Source organism: Microbacterium lacusdiani (assembly GCF_054779895.1).
Window position 1 is genome coordinate 1 of sequence record NZ_BAAGXJ010000006.1, and the last position, 15,566, is coordinate 15,566.

At 72.2% G+C, this 15,566-nt stretch carries 12 protein-coding genes, 1 tRNA gene and 1 other RNA gene; 7 read left to right on the top strand and 7 right to left on the bottom strand.

Annotated features, from left to right (window positions below):
• Nucleotides 1-67: 67 nt before the first annotated feature.
• From ACYVGN_RS06185 to ACYVGN_RS06195, 3 genes are all read right to left on the bottom strand, one after another.
• The gene (locus ACYVGN_RS06185) at nucleotides 68-970 is read right to left on the bottom strand and encodes an N-6 DNA methylase (protein WP_460789512.1); all 903 of its coding nucleotides are present in this window, start codon (nucleotides 968-970) and stop codon (nucleotides 68-70) included.
• A 310-nt stretch (nucleotides 971-1,280) separates the two neighbouring features.
• Nucleotides 1,281-1,775, bottom strand: a complete 495-nt coding sequence (locus tag ACYVGN_RS06190; RefSeq protein WP_460789514.1) for a DUF4411 family protein — start codon at nucleotides 1,773-1,775, stop codon at nucleotides 1,281-1,283.
• Nucleotides 1,772-2,917 carry an ImmA/IrrE family metallo-endopeptidase gene (locus tag ACYVGN_RS06195; protein ID WP_460789516.1) on the bottom strand — a complete coding sequence of 382 codons (1,146 nt, stop codon included), beginning with the start codon at nucleotides 2,915-2,917 and terminating at the stop codon, nucleotides 1,772-1,774. The genes ACYVGN_RS06190 and ACYVGN_RS06195 overlap by 4 nt, the downstream gene beginning before the upstream one ends.
• Before the next feature lie 200 nt (nucleotides 2,918-3,117).
• On the opposite strand from ACYVGN_RS06195, the gene ACYVGN_RS06200 reads away from it, so the two are divergent.
• The 4 genes from ACYVGN_RS06200 (at nucleotide 3,118) to ACYVGN_RS06215 (ending at nucleotide 7,522) form a co-directional block, all read left to right on the top strand.
• Complete coding sequence (locus ACYVGN_RS06200) at nucleotides 3,118-3,810, top strand: NUDIX hydrolase (RefSeq protein ID WP_460789517.1); 693 nt, start codon at nucleotides 3,118-3,120, stop codon at nucleotides 3,808-3,810.
• Between the two features lie 153 nt (nucleotides 3,811-3,963).
• Nucleotides 3,964-5,427, top strand: coding sequence for a protein adenylyltransferase SelO (locus ACYVGN_RS06205; RefSeq protein WP_460789519.1), 1,464 nt, complete (start codon nucleotides 3,964-3,966; stop codon nucleotides 5,425-5,427).
• A gap of 77 nt (nucleotides 5,428-5,504) precedes the next feature.
• On the top strand, nucleotides 5,505-5,993 hold the full coding sequence (locus ACYVGN_RS06210) for a hypothetical protein (protein ID WP_460789521.1): 489 nt from the start codon (nucleotides 5,505-5,507) through the stop codon (nucleotides 5,991-5,993).
• A 134-nt stretch (nucleotides 5,994-6,127) separates the two neighbouring features.
• Nucleotides 6,128-7,522 (top strand): HNH endonuclease signature motif containing protein, encoded by a 1,395-nt coding sequence (locus ACYVGN_RS06215; RefSeq protein ID WP_460789523.1) that lies wholly within the window; start codon nucleotides 6,128-6,130, stop codon nucleotides 7,520-7,522.
• Nucleotides 7,523-7,536: 14 nt separating this feature from the next.
• Here the strand turns inward: ACYVGN_RS06215 and ACYVGN_RS06220 are convergent, their stop codons facing one another.
• On the bottom strand, nucleotides 7,537-7,935 hold the full coding sequence (locus ACYVGN_RS06220) for a DUF1622 domain-containing protein (protein ID WP_055993641.1): 399 nt from the start codon (nucleotides 7,933-7,935) through the stop codon (nucleotides 7,537-7,539).
• A 132-nt stretch (nucleotides 7,936-8,067) separates the two neighbouring features.
• Between ACYVGN_RS06220 and ACYVGN_RS06225 the strand changes: the two genes are divergently transcribed.
• A tRNA-Ser gene (locus tag ACYVGN_RS06225) sits at nucleotides 8,068-8,156 on the top strand.
• A gap of 185 nt (nucleotides 8,157-8,341) precedes the next feature.
• Here the strand turns inward: ACYVGN_RS06225 and ACYVGN_RS06230 are convergent.
• Genes ACYVGN_RS06230 through ACYVGN_RS06240 form a run of 3 tightly spaced genes read right to left on the bottom strand, consistent with a single transcriptional unit; the run spans nucleotide 8,342 to nucleotide 12,954 of the window.
• Nucleotides 8,342-10,627 carry a transglutaminase family protein gene (locus ACYVGN_RS06230; RefSeq protein ID WP_460789525.1) on the bottom strand — a complete coding sequence of 762 codons (2,286 nt, stop codon included), beginning with the start codon at nucleotides 10,625-10,627 and terminating at the stop codon, nucleotides 8,342-8,344.
• The gene (locus tag ACYVGN_RS06235; RefSeq protein WP_460789526.1) at nucleotides 10,614-11,990 is read right to left on the bottom strand and encodes a DUF58 domain-containing protein; all 1,377 of its coding nucleotides are present in this window, start codon (nucleotides 11,988-11,990) and stop codon (nucleotides 10,614-10,616) included. The genes ACYVGN_RS06230 and ACYVGN_RS06235 overlap by 14 nt, the downstream gene beginning before the upstream one ends.
• Before the next feature lie 4 nt (nucleotides 11,991-11,994).
• The gene (locus ACYVGN_RS06240) at nucleotides 11,995-12,954 is read right to left on the bottom strand and encodes an AAA family ATPase (protein ID WP_055993876.1); all 960 of its coding nucleotides are present in this window, start codon (nucleotides 12,952-12,954) and stop codon (nucleotides 11,995-11,997) included.
• A 49-nt stretch (nucleotides 12,955-13,003) separates the two neighbouring features.
• On the opposite strand from ACYVGN_RS06240, the gene ffs reads away from it, so the two are divergent.
• An RNA gene (ffs, locus tag ACYVGN_RS06245) (signal recognition particle sRNA small type) lies at nucleotides 13,004-13,100 on the top strand.
• Between the two features lie 257 nt (nucleotides 13,101-13,357).
• Entirely contained in the window at nucleotides 13,358-15,466 is a 2,109-nt protein-coding gene (gene pta / locus ACYVGN_RS06250) for a phosphate acetyltransferase (protein WP_460789528.1), read from the top strand.
• Nucleotides 15,467-15,566 lie beyond the last annotated feature (100 nt).

The window sequence follows — 15,566 nt, forward strand, 5'->3', positions numbered from 1 at the left end:
CGACAGTGCACCCATCAAATGGAAACCGACGACTCACAGAACGTCCGGACCGAATGAAGGGGGCGGCTCACCACCAGTCGGAAACGTTAAACGGCGGGTTCGCGATCACATAGTCGGCGCGCAGGTCGGGGTGAAGGTCGTTGACGAACGAGTCCTCGGACTTCTCGCCAAGGTCGGCCTCGATGCCACGCAGCGCGAGGTTCATCTTCGCGAGCTTCCACGTGGTGTCAGTGAACTCCTGCCCGTACACGGAGATATCCGACCGCTTGCCACCGTGGGCCTTCACGAACTCGGCCGACTGCACGAACATGCCACCCGACCCACAGGCGGGGTCGTAGACCCGGCCGCTGTAGGGCTCGAGCATCTCGACGAGCGTCTTGACGACGCTGCGAGGCGTGTAGAACGCACCAGCGTCCTTGCCAGTCTCCTTGCCAGCGAACTGGCCGAGGAAGTACTCGTACACGCGCCCAAGCACGTCGTCGGCACCGTGGTCGTCGGTGCTGGTGAACCCGATCGACCCGATGAGGTCGACGAGCTCGCCGAGACGCTTCTTGTCGAGCCCGTCACGCCCATAGTTGCGCGGCAGCACGCCCCGCACGCTGGCGTTCTCCTTCTCGATCGCGTCCATCGCCTTGTCGATGTCCTGCCCGATCGAGGGCAGCTTCGCACGGACGAGCACGTGCTCCCACCGCGCTGTCTCGGGCACCCAGAACACGTTCTGCGACGTGTACTCGTCACGATCCTCGAGGAAGTCGGCGATCGCGTCCGCATCGAGCCCATCCGCGGCCAGTTCGGCCTCGAGCGCGATCCGGCGCTCCGTGAACCGGTCCGAGATGTACTTCAGGAACACGAGGCCGAGCACGACGTGCTTGTACTCGCTCGGCTCCTGGTTGCCGCGCAGCTTGTCGGCGGCCTCCCAGAGGGTCTGTTCGAGGGTCTTGGTCGGCTTGGCCTTCGCGACGCGCGCCATCAGCACGCACCTCCCGCGATCGTGCGGGCGAACTGCTGCAGCGTCTTGTGCTGCTCTGGGCTTGTCATGTGAACCATTCTGTCGAGGGGTCAGCCGGCCTGACGGACGGGGTCAAGGACGTTGGATATCGCGGCTTCGCGCTCGGCGCGATGCGTGCGGAGTGAGCATTGGCAGCAGCAAGTGTTGCGTCGAGTTCGCCGAGCGCCTTCGTAACTCAAGCGGTGGGGTCGGGGTCTGACGGCAGGCGAACGAGACCCTGCGGCGATCGCCTACAGGCACGGCGCTGAAGTGGCAGTCGGGTCGGGCGCGCTCAACCGATGACGAGCTTCAACTTCAGGCGCCCGAAGAGGTCGAACGGTCCGCAACATTCCACGTTCAGCTCGGCACAGACGTCAGGTATCTTGATGCGATTCTTCCGGTCGGGGTTCTTGATCTCGTGAGTCACGATCGTGTGCTGGCCCGATAGCGCGAGCGACACGAGCCGGTAATCGGCCGCGGCCAGGAAGTCCGTGCGCGCATTCTGCTGGAAGCGGCTCGAGGGATCCATCGTCCAGGCGGTGACCCGCTGAAGGGCGTGCAGATCAGCAGCGGACTCCTCCAGCCAGAACGACGGCGGCAGGGTCCGCGCCCATTCGGTGAGCTGATCCTCCTGTCGGAACAGCTCCGCCCGGACGGCCGTCGTCGACGCGATGTCGTGCTCCTCCTGCGCGTCCTGCAGCCAATGCCAGAAGCCGGGCGCGATGTCGAAGCCGTAGTACCGGTTCTTGGCGTCGATGAAGACGTTCGCGTCGAGGAGGTACGTCACAGGTGAAGCACCTCGTGTGCATACCTGTCGATCTTGGAGGTGCTCGACAGTCCGAGGAGGCGCATGGCATCGGTCAAGCTCGTCGTCCCCGATCGGGCGTCGGTGATCACCGCGCGCGACAAGCGCTCCCCGACGCGGTACGGAAGGTTGGCGTAGTAGTTGCCGCCATCCGCCGAGGCGTCGTTCAGCTTCGCGGCGGCCCGTGCTCGCTCTTCCACACGACGGTAGACCTCGTCGAAGCCGTCACGTGGGACTGCGCCGATCGCGCGCAACTGCAGCAGGATCGTCGGAGTGCTGGCGACGTAGCGGCCTGCGAGACGATCGAGCTCGCTGTACAGATCAGCGTCGCCTCGGTACACCTGGCGCAGGTCCTCCGCGGGAACGAGCACCTCGGCGGCGAGCCGGTTGCACCAGCCCTCAGCATCGGCGCCATCGTGACGGGGGCTCGGCTCGTCGAGCGCGCTCTCGCGCCGAAGTACGTGCCCCAGCTCATGGATCAGCGTGAAGATGTGGCCCGTCTTCGTGTCGTCGTGGGTGTTGACGAAGATGAGGGGAGCGACACGATCGTAGAGGGTGAAGCCGCGGAACTCCTCGCGGCTCAGCGTGCGCTGAGTATTGTTCGTGATCGTGCCCGCGAACGTCACTAGCACACCGAGTTCCTCGACCGACCGCTTTAGCCGTCGGCGCACCTGATCGCGCGTGAGGCCGGCTCTCCTGGAGACAGCGAAGTCGAGCGCGTCGCGGATCTCCTCCGCCAGAACTGACAGCCGCGTGAGACCAGGCAGCCGCGGCGGTGCGAGGCCCTCCCGTGTCGCGTAGTCGCGGTACCAGTCCTGGCGGAAGGCGCTCTCGTCGATCACCTCGCGCAGCTCGGGGCTCGGAGTGCGGGCGTCACCACCCGTGCCGAGGCGGTAGTCGGGGATCGGAAGTTGCAACTCCGGCGGCTCGGCCAGGAAGAAGATCCCGAACGGCAGATGCGAGAAGCTCGCGATCTGCTCGACCTGACGGATGGTCGGCGAGCGCCGCCCGGCGGCCCAGTCATCCCACTGAGGGAACCGATGGAGGAACGCCACGTGATCGCGCTGGGAGTACGCCTCGGCCCATCGCAGGACGCTGGGTGCGATCGCGACGTGTGCACTCATCGGCGTCCTCCCTGGCAGTGGGCGTGCAGATATGTGAAGCGTACGGTTACCGTCCCGATCCGGCGTGCTTGAGTGCCGGCTGTGCGTCAATTGTGCCGTGTGGACGAGCGGCCGAATTCTCGCGCGTTGCGCCCGCTCATCCGCACGCCGTCGGGCCCCGGTGTCGGTGGGCGCCGGTAGCGTCGTTCGGGGAGGACCGGATGACGGATCGGGCGACGCGGAGCGCGCGGGAGGAGCTCGCGGCGCTCGCCCGCGGCGGGGACGCGCGGCTGCTCGAGCTGCCGGCGGCGGAGGATCCGCGGTCGGCAGCGGTGCTCATCCTGTTCGGGGTGCTCGATCGGACGCCGAGCGAGCGCGTCGCGCACGATGCGGCGGTGTCGCGGGACCTCGATGTGCTGCTGCTGTCGCGGGCGGCGACGCTGCGGTCGCATCCGGGGCAGGTCGCGTTTCCGGGTGGGCGCGTAGACGACGGGGACGCCGATACGGTCGCCGCGGCGCTGCGTGAGGCGCGCGAGGAGACGGGGCTCGATCCCTCTGGTGTCGAGGTGCTGGGCGCGCTGCCGGCGGTGCCGATCGCCTTCTCGCGGCACCTCGTGACGCCCGTGCTCGCGTGGTGGCGGGATCCGTCGCCCGTTCGCGTGATGGACGAGGGGGAGTCGTCCGCGGTGTTCCGGGCGCCGGTGGCCGACCTGCTGGATCCGGCGAACCGCGGGGTGACGGTCATCCGGCGCGACGGGCGCGAGTGGCGCGGGCCCGCGTTCACCGTGTCGGGCGAGGGTGGGACGCATCTCGTGTGGGGGTTCACGGCGATGGTGCTGGATGCGCTGTTCGAGCGGCTCGGATGGACCGAGCCGTGGGATCGGGAGCGGGTTGTGCCGTTGGAGGGGTATTAGGGGCGCGGGGGGGCTTCAGGGGTTTCGACTCGCTTCGCTCGCTCAACCAGCACATAGGGGAGCTCGCCCAACCAGCACAGGGGAAGGAGCTCGCTCAACCAGTGCACGGGTGGGGCGGCCCTCGTGCGCGATCGGCGGGGTTAGCGTGGGCGCATGAGCGTCGGACTGGATGCCGCGATCTCGCTGGGGAACCGCTTCGCCCGGGAGCTGCCCGAGCTGGCGATCCCGTGGCAGGCCGAGGAGTTCCCGGATGCGCGGCTGCTGGTGCTGAACGAGCCGCTGGCTGCCGAGCTGGGGCTGGATCCGGACATCCTGCGCAGCCCCGACGGCGTGCGCATCCTGACGGGCAACCTGGTTCCGGAGGGCGCGACGCCCGTCGCGCAGGGATACGCCGGCCACCAGTTCGGCGGGTACTCGCCGCGCCTCGGCGACGGTCGGGCGCTGCTGCTCGGCGAGGTGACCGACACCGCGGGCCGGCTGCGCGACATCCACCTGAAGGGCTCGGGGCCCACGCCGTTCGCGCGCGCGGGCGACGGGCTCGCGGCGCTCGGGCCGATGCTGCGCGAGTACATCGTGAGCGAGGCCATGCACGCGCTCGGCATCCCCACCACGCGCTCGCTCGCCGTGATCGCCACGGGCCAGACGGTGTACCGCGAGACGGCGCTGCCCGGCGCGCTGCTCACCCGCGTCGCGAGCAGCCACCTGCGCGTCGGGAGCTTCCAGTACGCGGCCGCGATGCGCGATACCGAGCTGCTGCGGCGGCTCGTCGATCACGCGATCCGGCGCCATCATCCGGAGCTGGCGGATGCCGACAACCAGGCGCTCGCCCTGTACGGGGCGGTGGTCTCGGCGCAGGCATCGCTGATCGCGCGGTGGATGCTCGTCGGATTCGTGCACGGCGTCATGAACACCGACAACATGACGATCTCGGGCGAGACGATCGACTACGGGCCGTGCGCGTTCATCGACGCGTTCGACCCGGGCGCGGTCTACAGCTCGATCGACGTGAACGGGCGTTACGCGTACGGCAACCAGCCGCTCATCGCCGAGTGGAACCTCGCGCGCTTCGCCGAGGCGCTGCTGCCGCTGTTCGACGACGATCCCGAGCGCGCCGTGGAGATGGCGCAGGATGCGCTGGGCGCGTTCCGGGAGCAGTACGGGCCCGCGCTCGCCGCGGGCTTCCGCGCGAAGCTGGGGCTGCCCGAGGCGGTGGACGGGGCGGTCGCCGCCGAGGTGATCAACGATCTGAGCGCGCTCATGCGGCAGAGTCGGGTGGACTGCACGTCGTTCTTCCGGCGGCTCTCGGATGCCGCGCGCGGGCGCCCCGAGCAGGCGCGGGGCGTGGTGCTCGACCTCGCGGCCTTCGACGCGTGGCTGGCGCGCTGGACGGCGCTCGAGCCGGACGCCGACGCGATGGACGCCGTCAACCCCGTCTACATCCCGCGGAACCACCTGGTCGAGGAGGCGCTCGCCGCGGCCACGGCGGATGACCTCGGGCCGCTCGAGCGGCTGATGTCGGCGCTGGCGCGGCCGTTCGAGGAGCGGGTCGGGCTCGAGCGCTTCGGCGAGCCGGCGCCGGACTCGTTCGGGCCGTACCGGACGTTCTGCGGCACGTGAGCCCGGCGGCGTCCGCCGGTGTGGTCGCCGGGGTCGCGCCGCGCGGGTAGCGTCGACCGTGGGGAAGGGAGCCCACCATGTCTGCATCGCCCGAGGTCGCCGTCAACGCCGGCAAGGAGGGGCGCGCGCACCGGTTCGAGACCCTCGACGAGGCGTTCCAGCGCTATGGCACGCCCGCCGCGAACCAGGCGCTCGTGCGCCGCATCGTCGAGAGCGCGGATGTCGCCGGCATCGTCGGATTCCGCACCTACTTCAAGCTCGAGCGCCGCAGCGGTCCCGCGCTCGAGGTGCACGCGGGCTACACGAACGGGTTCCGCAACGAGAGCGACGCCGTGCGCCTGGCCGGCGACATCGAGCGCTGGCCGAGCCGGCGATTCCAGGGCGCGTGGGGAGTCACGCACCCCGAGACGCGGCCGCGCGCCGCGCAGCCGGCGTCGCGCCGGTTCCCCGGTTCGCGGGTGGCGGCGACGCCGCGCCCCTCGGCGGTCCCCGAGCGCGCCGAGGCGGTCTGTCCCACGTGCTTCATGGTGCTGCCGCGCACCGGCGTCTGCGACACCTGCGGCTGACGCGGGGCGGTTCGGGCGTCCGACGCTCGTCCACAGGAAGCCGGTTCGGGGAGTTATCCACCGATTTCCTGGTTTTGGGGGTGGACCTGGGGTTCCGGGGTCTGGATGTCGGTGGCCCGGAGGATGATCGGGGTATGACGTTCCTCGATGAGTTCCGGGCAGCGGTGACCGCTGCGGCGGCCGCCGCGCCGGGCGACGCGTCGGTCGTGCTCGGGATGTCGGACGAGGATGTGGTGGCGCTGGTGGAGGCGGCGACCGAGCTGGTGCAGATCGGTGAGCGGAGCCGGTTGATGGGTGTCGGGGTGGTCGCTGCGCGTTCGTCTCGGGACGCAGGGCAGGGCGGGTTGGCGCAGGAGCGCGGTCACCGCAATGCCGTCGCGTTCGTGCAGGAGGTGGCCGGGACCTCGCGTGGGGAGGCGGCGCGGCAGGTGCGGCTGGGGCAGTCGCTGCTGGAGACGGCGCAGTCCGAAGAGGTTGCCGCGGAGCTGGATGCGGACGTTCCGCCGATGGAGGCGCCGTGGCATGCGCCGCTGGATCGGGCGCTGCTGGACGGGGCTCTGACGTCGGCGCAGATGGATGCGATCAGCCGCGGGCTCGGGCGGCCACCGGAGGGTGCCGACGAGGCGTGGCGGGTCGCGTGCGAGCAGCTCGCCGGCGTGGCGGGCGAGTACACCGTGGAGGACCTGGGCGCGGCGGCGCGGGCGGTGCGGGATCAGCTCGACGCAGAGGGCGCGGAGGCCCGGTACCTGGCGCGGCATGAGAAGCGGAGCCTGCGGATGTGGCGGGACGCCGACGGCGGTCTCCACGCGCACATCGACTTCGACGACGACGGCGCCGCGTTGGTCACGGCGGTGAGGGACGCGGCGATGCGGCCCCGCCGGGGCGGACCCCGGTTCGTGGACTCCGAAGAGGCCGCGAAGGCGCAGGCGCTGGCGGACGACCCGCGCTCGAACGAGCAGCTCGAGTACGACCTGCTCATGGACGTGCTCCGCGCCGGCGCGCTCGCCGACGCCGAGACCGTGTTCGGGACGCGCCAGCCCGGGGTGCGGCTGGTGACGGTGGTCGAGGACGGTCGCGTCTCCGGCGGCCACACCGAGGACGGCGGGCACTCCCTGCCCGCCCCCGCGATCGAGCAGGCCATCTGCAACACCGGGTACACCCCCGTGACCGTCGACGCGTGCGGGAACCCGCTCGATGTCGGCCGGGAACAGCGGCTGTTCACCCCGAAACAGCGCATCGCCCTCGCCGTCCGCGACGGCGGATGCATGTGGCGCGGCTGCGGCATGCCCGCCTCCTACTGCGAAGCCCACCACATCGACGAATGGGCCGCCCACGCCGGGCGCACCGACATCGACCGGGGCATCCTGCTGTGCAGGTTCCATCACATGAACCTGCACCACCACGGGCACCGGATCACGCGTGATCGGGGCGGGCCGTTCGTCCTGCATCCGCCCGGCGGGGAACCGGTTCCGCTGCATTCCAGATCACCGCTGCGGTGGCTCTGGGATCCGCCACCGCGCGCCGCCTGACGCAGGGCGGGCCGTCAGTCGGCGGGGCGGCGCTCGGCGCGCTCGTCGGCGGCGGTCGCAGGGTCGTCGAGCTCCGCGGTGCGCTTCTGCCAGGGCCAGCGGCCCGAGATCTCGAGCTCGAGGGACCAGCTGAGGAACGTCCGGATCACGACGATGATCGCCAGCACCGCGATGTTGTCGAGCGTCGGCTCGAGCGCGACCGTGCGGATGATGTCCGCGGCGACGAGCAGCTCCAGGCCGAGCAGGATGGAGCGGCCGAGGAACCGTCGGTACCGGTCGTAGACATCCGGCTCGCGGCGGAACAGGCGCCGGGTCGCGGACGCCGTGGCGGCCAGCGCGCCGAGCACGATCGCGACCACGCCCGCGGCATCCACCGCCTTGCCGACGGTCTCGATGATCTCCTGGAAGTCCATGGTGTCGCCTCCTCGTCGCGCCCAGCGTAGGAGCGACGCGGCGCCCTCGCGCGGGCCTCGACCGAGGGACGGGGCGTGGAGTAAGGGGGCCGTCGGCTTCGGGCCCAGGGCCGCGTGATAAAGTCGCCCTTTGGAAGCGTGTCCGAGCGGCCGAAGGAGCATGGCTGGAATCCATGTAGGCGGGGTAACTCGTCTCGCAGGTTCAAATCCTGTCGCTTCCGCTCCGAAGCCCCGCACCGATCTCGGTGCGGGGCTTCTTCGTCGCCGGGAGCCGCGGCGAGGCTTGGGCCGTTTCGACTCCGCTCGCTGGCGCTCGCTCCGCTCAACGACCGGGGGCGGGGTGGCGCTCGCTCCGCTCAACGACCGGGGCGGGGTGGCGCTCGCTCCGCTCGACGACAGCGGAGCGTCAGTGACCCTGGACGCGGGGGCGCACGAGCAGCGAGCGCGGGATGATCGAGGCCCGCAGCCGCTCGCGGCCGGCGGGCAGGAGCGCGACGCGGGTCTGCGAGAGGGCGCGCGCCAGGCCCGGCGCCGGCGGGGCGCCGTCGCGCGCGAAGCTCGCGCGCTCGATGCCGGACACCAGCGGCGCCAGCGCCGAGGGCGGCACCCCGTGCTTGGTCGACAGCAGATCCGCGAACGCGCGCGGTGAGTCGCTCTCGTCGACCGCGATGCCCGCGTCGATCGCGACATCCTGCAGCTCGCGCCAGGCGGCCACCGCGTCACCGCGGCGCGCGGCCGCGAGGCGCACGCTCCACCGCACCGCCCGCACCACGGCCGGCGCGGCCAGCAGCACGAGCAGCCCCAGCGCGACGCCGAGACCGCGCACCAGCGCCCACACGTCGAAGCCCGTCGCCTGCGTGCCGCCGCCCTCGATGTCACCACGGTCCAGGTCGCGCGACGCGGACGGCGTGGGCGTCGGCGCGGACGGATCGGTCGGGGCCGCCGACGGGCCCGCGCTCGGCGCCGCCTCGGAGCGCAGCAGCGTCGGGGTGCCGAGCGTCGCGGTCGGCTCGAACGGCACCCATCCGATGCCGTCCAGGTACGCCTCGGGCCACGCGTGCAGCTGCGAGCCGAGCACCGAATACACCGTCTGGCCGTCGATCTGCTGGTCGGTCGCGACGCCCGGCAGGAAGCCCACCACCACGCGCGCCGGGATGCCGAGCGAGCGCGCCATCACCGCGAACGTCGACGCGAAGTGCACGCAGTACCCGCTGCGGACGTCCAGGAACCCCTGGATCGCGTCCATCCCTGAGCCGTCGAAGCCCTCCTCGACCGGCGCCTCGAGCGAGTACCGGAACTCGCCGCCCCGGAACCAGGCCTGCATCGCGACCAGCGCGTCGTAGGCGCTGCCCGAGCCGGCGGTCACCTCGCGCGCGATCGGCGCGACCAGCTCGGCGGCGCCATCCGGCAGCAGGAGCGACTCCTGCGCCATCCCGTCGTCCAGCGCGTGCCAGAACGCGCCGCCGCCCGTCGCGGGCACGGCCGCCTGCGCCTGCTCGCGGGTCGGCTGCGGCACCTGCGTGCGGACGACGTACGACTGCCCGAGTGACGTCGTCGAGTCGCTGCGGACGGTGCGGTTGAACGGGTTCGCCGACCACGCCCCCACCGCGCCCCTGACCTCCACCGCCGGATACGGCACGGGCAGGTACTCGCTCGTCAGGCGCGTGATCTCGATCGTCGTTGTGGCCTCGACCGCCTCCGCAGTCGACTCCACCGGGCCGAACGACAGCTCGTTGCGGCCCGCGCCGTCCGGCTGCCACGTCCGCCCGTTGAACGCCGTCAGCGTCGCGACCCGCAGGTACGGCGCCCCGCCGGTGGCGTCGGTGCTCAGCCGCAGCACCTCGACGTCCGCGGGTCGGCGCAGGTCGTCGCCCAGGTCGAGCGATGCCGAGATCGTCGCGGTGCGGCCCACGCCGCCGCCGATGGGGGTGCCCAGCGGCACGGACGGCGCGAGGATCGCCGCCGCGACGAGCGAGCCGACGCCCAGCACCGCCGCCCACATCGAGGCCACCGGGCCCGCCTCCATGCCGGGCCGCCGCGCGCGCAGCTCGGCGCGGGCGAGCCACAGGATCGCCGCCGTCAGGATGACCGCCGCGACCAGGTCGGGATCGCCCGGCACGGCCAGCTGCGGGATCACGAACACCGTGATCAGCACGATCGCCGCCAGCAGCGGCAGGCGCGTGGCGCGCACGATATGCCCGACGAAGAATGCGAGCAGGCCGCCGGCCGCGATCAGCACCCAGCTGAGCGCCCGGCTCGGCTCCATGGGGGCGACGCCCTCGACGATCTCGACGCTCACGTCGGAGAACAGGCGCGGCAGGTCGCGCACCAGGTCGACGGTCGGGATCACCCCCAGCACGGCCTCGTCGTGCCGCAGCGTGTACGTCGCGCCCAGCACCCACGCCAGCAGCTCGGCGATCGCGGCCAGAACCCGGGGCACCCCGACGCGACGCAGCAGCCACCCCGTGAGCAGCACGACGGCGATCAGCAGGATGGCGCCCCACAGCCACGTGGGAACGAGGAGGCGCCCGATCGGCAGCATGGCCGCGATCGTGCCGACGCCCGCGCCGAGCGTCATCGACAGGTCGCCGCGCAGCACCCGCGCCGGCGGCGTCGGATCGAGCGGGTGCGTCCACGGGCCGTGCCCGGCGGGCGGGGGAGCGGTGCGGTGCGGGGCCTCAGCGACGGCCACGGCCGGCCCCCGATCCGGAGTCCGGGCGGAGGTCGAACGCGTCCGCCGCGAACGCGCGGGACCCGAACGCGGGCGTGTCGTCGTCGGGCCGGGTGGCCGCGAGCCAGCCCGCCTCGATGTCGGTCCCGAGCCGCGCGGCGTGCCACCCCTGCCGGGCCGCCCGCTCGAGCGCGTCGCCCCGCGGGTCCACGCTCAGCAGCACCGCGCGCGACGCCTGCGTCGCGACCGGCGCGAGCCCGGCGACGTCCTCGCCCGTGAGGCGACCCGTCACGAGGATCACGGGCGCCGACGCCCAGTTGCCGATGCCGGTGGGCAGGCGGTCGAGCGTGTCGTCGCCGCGCGGGCCGACGGAGGCGAACGTGACGAGCAGCTCGCGCCGGTCGTCCTGCGTCTCGACGAGCGAGATGGGCACGCCGTCGCTGTCCATCACCTCGACGGCATACCCGTCGCGCACCAGGCTCCAGGTCGCCGACACCACGAGCGTCACGGCCGCCTCGAATCCCTCGTCGTCGCCGCGCGCGGCATCCGGGCTCCACCGCCGGGCGCCGCGGTCGAACACCACGATCGCGCGCGGGGTGGTCTCGCGCTCCTCCTCGCGCACCATGAACGAGCCGTGGTGCGCCGACGCGCGCCAGTGGATGCGCCGCATCGAGTCGCCGGGCGCGTACGGCCGCGGGATGAGGTTGTCCGCGCCCTGCCCGTGCCGGTCGGTGGTCGCCTGCGCGCCGCCGGTCGCTCCCGGCGCGCCGGGCAGTGCGCGCAGCGGCACGACCGCGGGCACGATCGTCACGGGCGTCCGCCCGCCCGCGCTCGCACGGCGCCGGGCGAGCCCGAAGGGGTCGATCGCCACCGTCTCGAGCGGGCCGATCGCGTGCCGCCCGCGCTTCATGCCCATCACGGCATAGGACACCGGCAGCACGCCGCGCCCGCCGGGCGGCAGATCGCCGATCGGGCCGTTCGGCTCGTCCTCCGTCACGACCGCGCGCAGGGCCGGCGGCAGCGCGTCGTGCCAGCGCCCGCCCGGCACGGGCCGCGCCGACAGCACGAGCACCGCGCGCACCTGGGAGATGCCGCCGACGCTCGCGACGTCCGTCGACAGCGTGCGCTCCACATCCGTCACCCGTCCCGCGAGGCGCAGCGTCACGAACGCCGCGGCCGTGAGCAGCAGCAGCGTCAGGCCGAACACCGCCAGCTCGATCCGCCCCAGCGTGTTGGCCGCGACCAGCAGCCCGACGCCCAGGAGCACGGCGGCGAGCCCGCGGGCGGTCAGCGGCGCGCGGCTCAGCGCGCGGGCGCCCGACGCAGGTGCGCCCGCGCGGGGCGCGGCGCCGCCCCGCGAGCGCGAGGACGACCGGCCGGACATCGCGTCACCGCACGGCCAGAGGCACGCGCACCGATCCCGCGATCCGCTCCAGGATCTGCGGCACCGGGTCGCTGGCGCGGTGCACGCCGGCGGCGCTCCGCGTGGGGATGAGGCGATGCGCGAGCACCGGCTCGAGCAGCGCCGTGACGTCGTCGGGGATCACGAAGTCGCGCCCGTCGAGCGCCGCCCACACCTTCGCGGCCCGCACCAGCTGCAGCGTGGCACGCGGGCTCGCGCCCAGGCGCAGGTCGGGGTGCACGCGCGTCGCCTGCGCGAGGGCCACGGCGTACTCCTCCATCACAGGCGCGACATGCACCGCGCGCGCGAAGCGGATCAGCTCGCTGACCTCCTCGACCGTGACCACCGGCCGCACCGCCGCGAGCGGGTTCTCGGTGTCGCGCTGGCGCAGCATCAGCGCCTCCGCCGCCGCGTCGGGGTACCCCATCGAGATGCGCAGGATGAACCGGTCGCGCTGCGCCTCGGGCAGGGGATAGGTGCCCTCCATCTCGAGCGGATTCTGGGTCGCGACCACGAGGAACGGATCCGGCAGCCGGTGCGACGTGCCGTCGACCGTGACCTGACGCTCCTCCATCGCCTCCAGCAGCGCCGACTGCGTCTTGGGGGAGGAGCGGTTGATCTCATCGGCGATCACGATGTTCGCGAACACCGCGCCCGGCGTGAACGAGAACTCCCGCGACGCCGGGTTGAACACCGACACGCCCGTCACGTCGCTCGGGAGCAGATCGGGAGTGAACTGGATGCGCCGCACCCGCGCCTGGATCGACGCCGCCAGCGCCCGCGCCAGCACCGTCTTGCCGACGCCCGGCACGTCCTCGATCAGCAGGTGCCCCTCGGCCAGCAGCGCCACGAGCGCGCTGCGCACGGCCTGCGGCTTCCCGTCGATCACCGAGGACACGGATCGGATGATCCCGTCCGTCGCGTGCTGGAACCGCTCGGGGGACATGGGCTCGGTCACCGGCGACTCCTCGGTTCGGGGATTCAGTTAGACTGGGGCCAGCTCTCCGCGTGGCGACATCCAGGCCAACTCCCCCAGGACGGAAACGTAGCAAGGGTAACCGGGCTCTGTCGGGTACGCGGAGAGTCTTTACTTTTTCAGGGGCGGTCTCACGTGTTCGGGCGCCCGCTTCGCTCGCACGACTGTCGATGTGGATGGTCGGTGCTCGCTGCTCGCTGCTCGCTGCTCGGTGCTCGGTGCTCGGGGGTGGGGCCGGTGGCGGTTTGGGGGTTTCGACTCCCTCGCTGGCGCTCGGTCGCTCAACCAGCACAGGGGGAGCTGGCGCTCGGTCGCTGAACCTGCTCGGGGTCAAGCCCCGCCTCCACGATGGATGCGCGCATAGGCTGGGCGCGTGGCGAGGAGCATCTACATCACCTCCGCGGAGGGGCACTCCGGCAAGTCCACCGTGGCGCTGGGCGTGCTCGACGCGCTCAGCCGGGCGACGCCGAGGGTGGGGGTGTTCCGGCCCATCGCGCGGTCGACCGCCGAGCGCGACTACGTGCTCGAGATGCTGCTCGGTCACGACGGCGTCGACCTCGACTACGACGAGTGCGTGGGCGTCACGTACGACGACGTGCGCGCCGATCCGGATGCCGCGCTCGCCACGATCGTCGGGCGGTTCAAGGCCGTCGAGGCGCAGTGCGACGCTGTGGTCGTGGTCGGAACCGACTACACCGACGTCGGCAGCCCCGCCGAGCTCGCCTACAACGCCCGCGTCGCCGCGAATCTCGGCACGCCGGTCCTGCTCGTGCTGGGCGGCCGCGCGCACCAGGGGCAGGCCGAGCAGCTCGGCACCACGACTCCGCGCACGCCCGAGGAGATGGCGCAGATCGCGCGCCTGGCGATCCCCGAGCTGCGGCGCGGTCGCGCCGAGCTCGCCGCCACGGTGGTCAACCGTGCCGACCCCGAGCACCTCGACGACATCGTCGCCCAGGTGGCGCAGGCCGTGGGCGCCGGGCCGGTCTGGGCCCTGCCCGAGGACCGCCTGCTCGTGGCGCCCTCCATGGCGGACATCCTGCGGGCGGTCGACGGCACCCTGCTGAAGGGGGACGACCAGCTGCTCACGCGCGAGGCGCTGGGCGTCGTGATCGCCGGCATGTCGATGGTCAACGTGCTGCCGCGCCTCGCCGAGAGCGCGGTCGTGGTCATCCCCGCCGACCGCACCGAGGTGCTGGTCGCGGCGCTGCTCGCGAACCAGTCGGGCACGTTCCCGTCGCTGGCGGGCATCATCCTGAACGGGCCGTTCCCGATCCCGGACGACGTGCTGCGCCTGATCGACGGCCTCGGATCCACCCTGCCGATCGTGACCACCGACCTCGGCACGTACGACACCGCGGTGCGCGTGATGTCGACGCGCGGGCGCGCGACCGGATCCGGCCGGCGCTACGACACGGCCCTCGCGCTGTTCGAGAAGCACGTCGACATCGCCGAGCTCACGCGCGTGCTGGGCGTCGCCCGTGCGACCGTCGTGACGCCCCTGATGTTCGAGTACGGCCTGCTCGAGCGCGCCCGCGCCGACCGCCGCCACATCGTGCTGCCGGAGGGCGGCGACGACCGCGTGCTGCGCGCGGCCGCGTCGCTGCTCAAGCGCGAGGTGGCCGAGCTGACCATCCTCGGCGACCCCGGCGCGATCGCCGCCCGCGCGACCGAGCTGGGCCTCGACCTGGGCGACGCGCACCTGGTCAGCCCGTTCGACCCGGAGCTCGTCGAGCGCTTCGCCACCGAGTACGCGCGGCTGCGCGCGCACAAGGGCGTCACGTACGAGAAGGCCGCCGACACCGTCACGGACGTGTCGTACTTCGGCACGATGATGGTGCACCTGGGCCTGGCCGACGGCATGGTGTCGGGTGCCGCCCACACGACCGCGCACACGATCCGCCCGGCGTTCGAGATCATCAAGACCAAGCCGGGGGTGTCGGTCGTCTCGAGCGTCTTCCTGATGGCGCTCGCCGACCGCGTGCTGGTCTACGGCGACTGCGCCGTGATCCCCGACCCGACGTCCGAGCAGCTCGCCGACATCGCGATCTCGTCGGCCGCCACGGCCGCGCAGTTCGGGATCGAGCCGCGCGTCGCGATGCTGTCTTACTCGACCGGCGAGTCCGGATCGGGCGCGGACGTCGACAAGGTGCGCCTCGCGACCCAGCTGGCCCGCGAGCGCGCGCCCGAGCTGCCGATCGAGGGCCCCATCCAGTACGACGCCGCCGCCGACGCGGCGGTCGCGAAGGCCAAGCTGCCGCAGTCCGCGGTCGCCGGGCGGGCCACGGTGTTCGTGTTCCCCGACCTCAACACCGGAAACAACACGTACAAGGCCGTGCAGCGCTCGGCGGGCGCCGTCGCGATCGGGCCCGTGCTGCAGGGCCTCAACAAGCCGATCAACGACCTGTCGCGCGGCGCGCTCGTGCAGGACATCGTCAACACGGTCGCGATCACCGCGATCCAGGCGCAGGGGAGCGCTTCGTGACGTTTCGACTCCGTTCGCTGGCGCTCACTCCGCTCAACGACCGGGGGGTGGTGAGTGCCATGGGGAGCTTCGTGACGTTTCGACTCGGTCGCTTCGCTCC

Coding starts and splice junctions, on each gene's coding strand:
- ACYVGN_RS06215 (WP_460789523.1), top strand. CDS start 6,128: ATGACGTTCCTCGATGAGTTCCGGGCAGCGGTGACCGCTGCGGCGGCC.
- ACYVGN_RS06220 (WP_055993641.1), bottom strand. CDS start 7,935: ATGGACTTCCAGGAGATCATCGAGACCGTCGGCAAGGCGGTGGATGCC.
- ACYVGN_RS06185 (WP_460789512.1), bottom strand. CDS start 970: ATGGCGCGCGTCGCGAAGGCCAAGCCGACCAAGACCCTCGAACAGACC.
- ACYVGN_RS06205 (WP_460789519.1), top strand. CDS start 3,964: ATGAGCGTCGGACTGGATGCCGCGATCTCGCTGGGGAACCGCTTCGCC.
- ACYVGN_RS06240 (WP_055993876.1), bottom strand. CDS start 12,954: ATGTCCCCCGAGCGGTTCCAGCACGCGACGGACGGGATCATCCGATCC.
- ACYVGN_RS06200 (WP_460789517.1), top strand. CDS start 3,118: ATGACGGATCGGGCGACGCGGAGCGCGCGGGAGGAGCTCGCGGCGCTC.
- ACYVGN_RS06210 (WP_460789521.1), top strand. CDS start 5,505: ATGTCTGCATCGCCCGAGGTCGCCGTCAACGCCGGCAAGGAGGGGCGC.
- ACYVGN_RS06235 (WP_460789526.1), bottom strand. CDS start 11,990: ATGTCCGGCCGGTCGTCCTCGCGCTCGCGGGGCGGCGCCGCGCCCCGC.
- ACYVGN_RS06195 (WP_460789516.1), bottom strand. CDS start 2,917: ATGAGTGCACACGTCGCGATCGCACCCAGCGTCCTGCGATGGGCCGAG.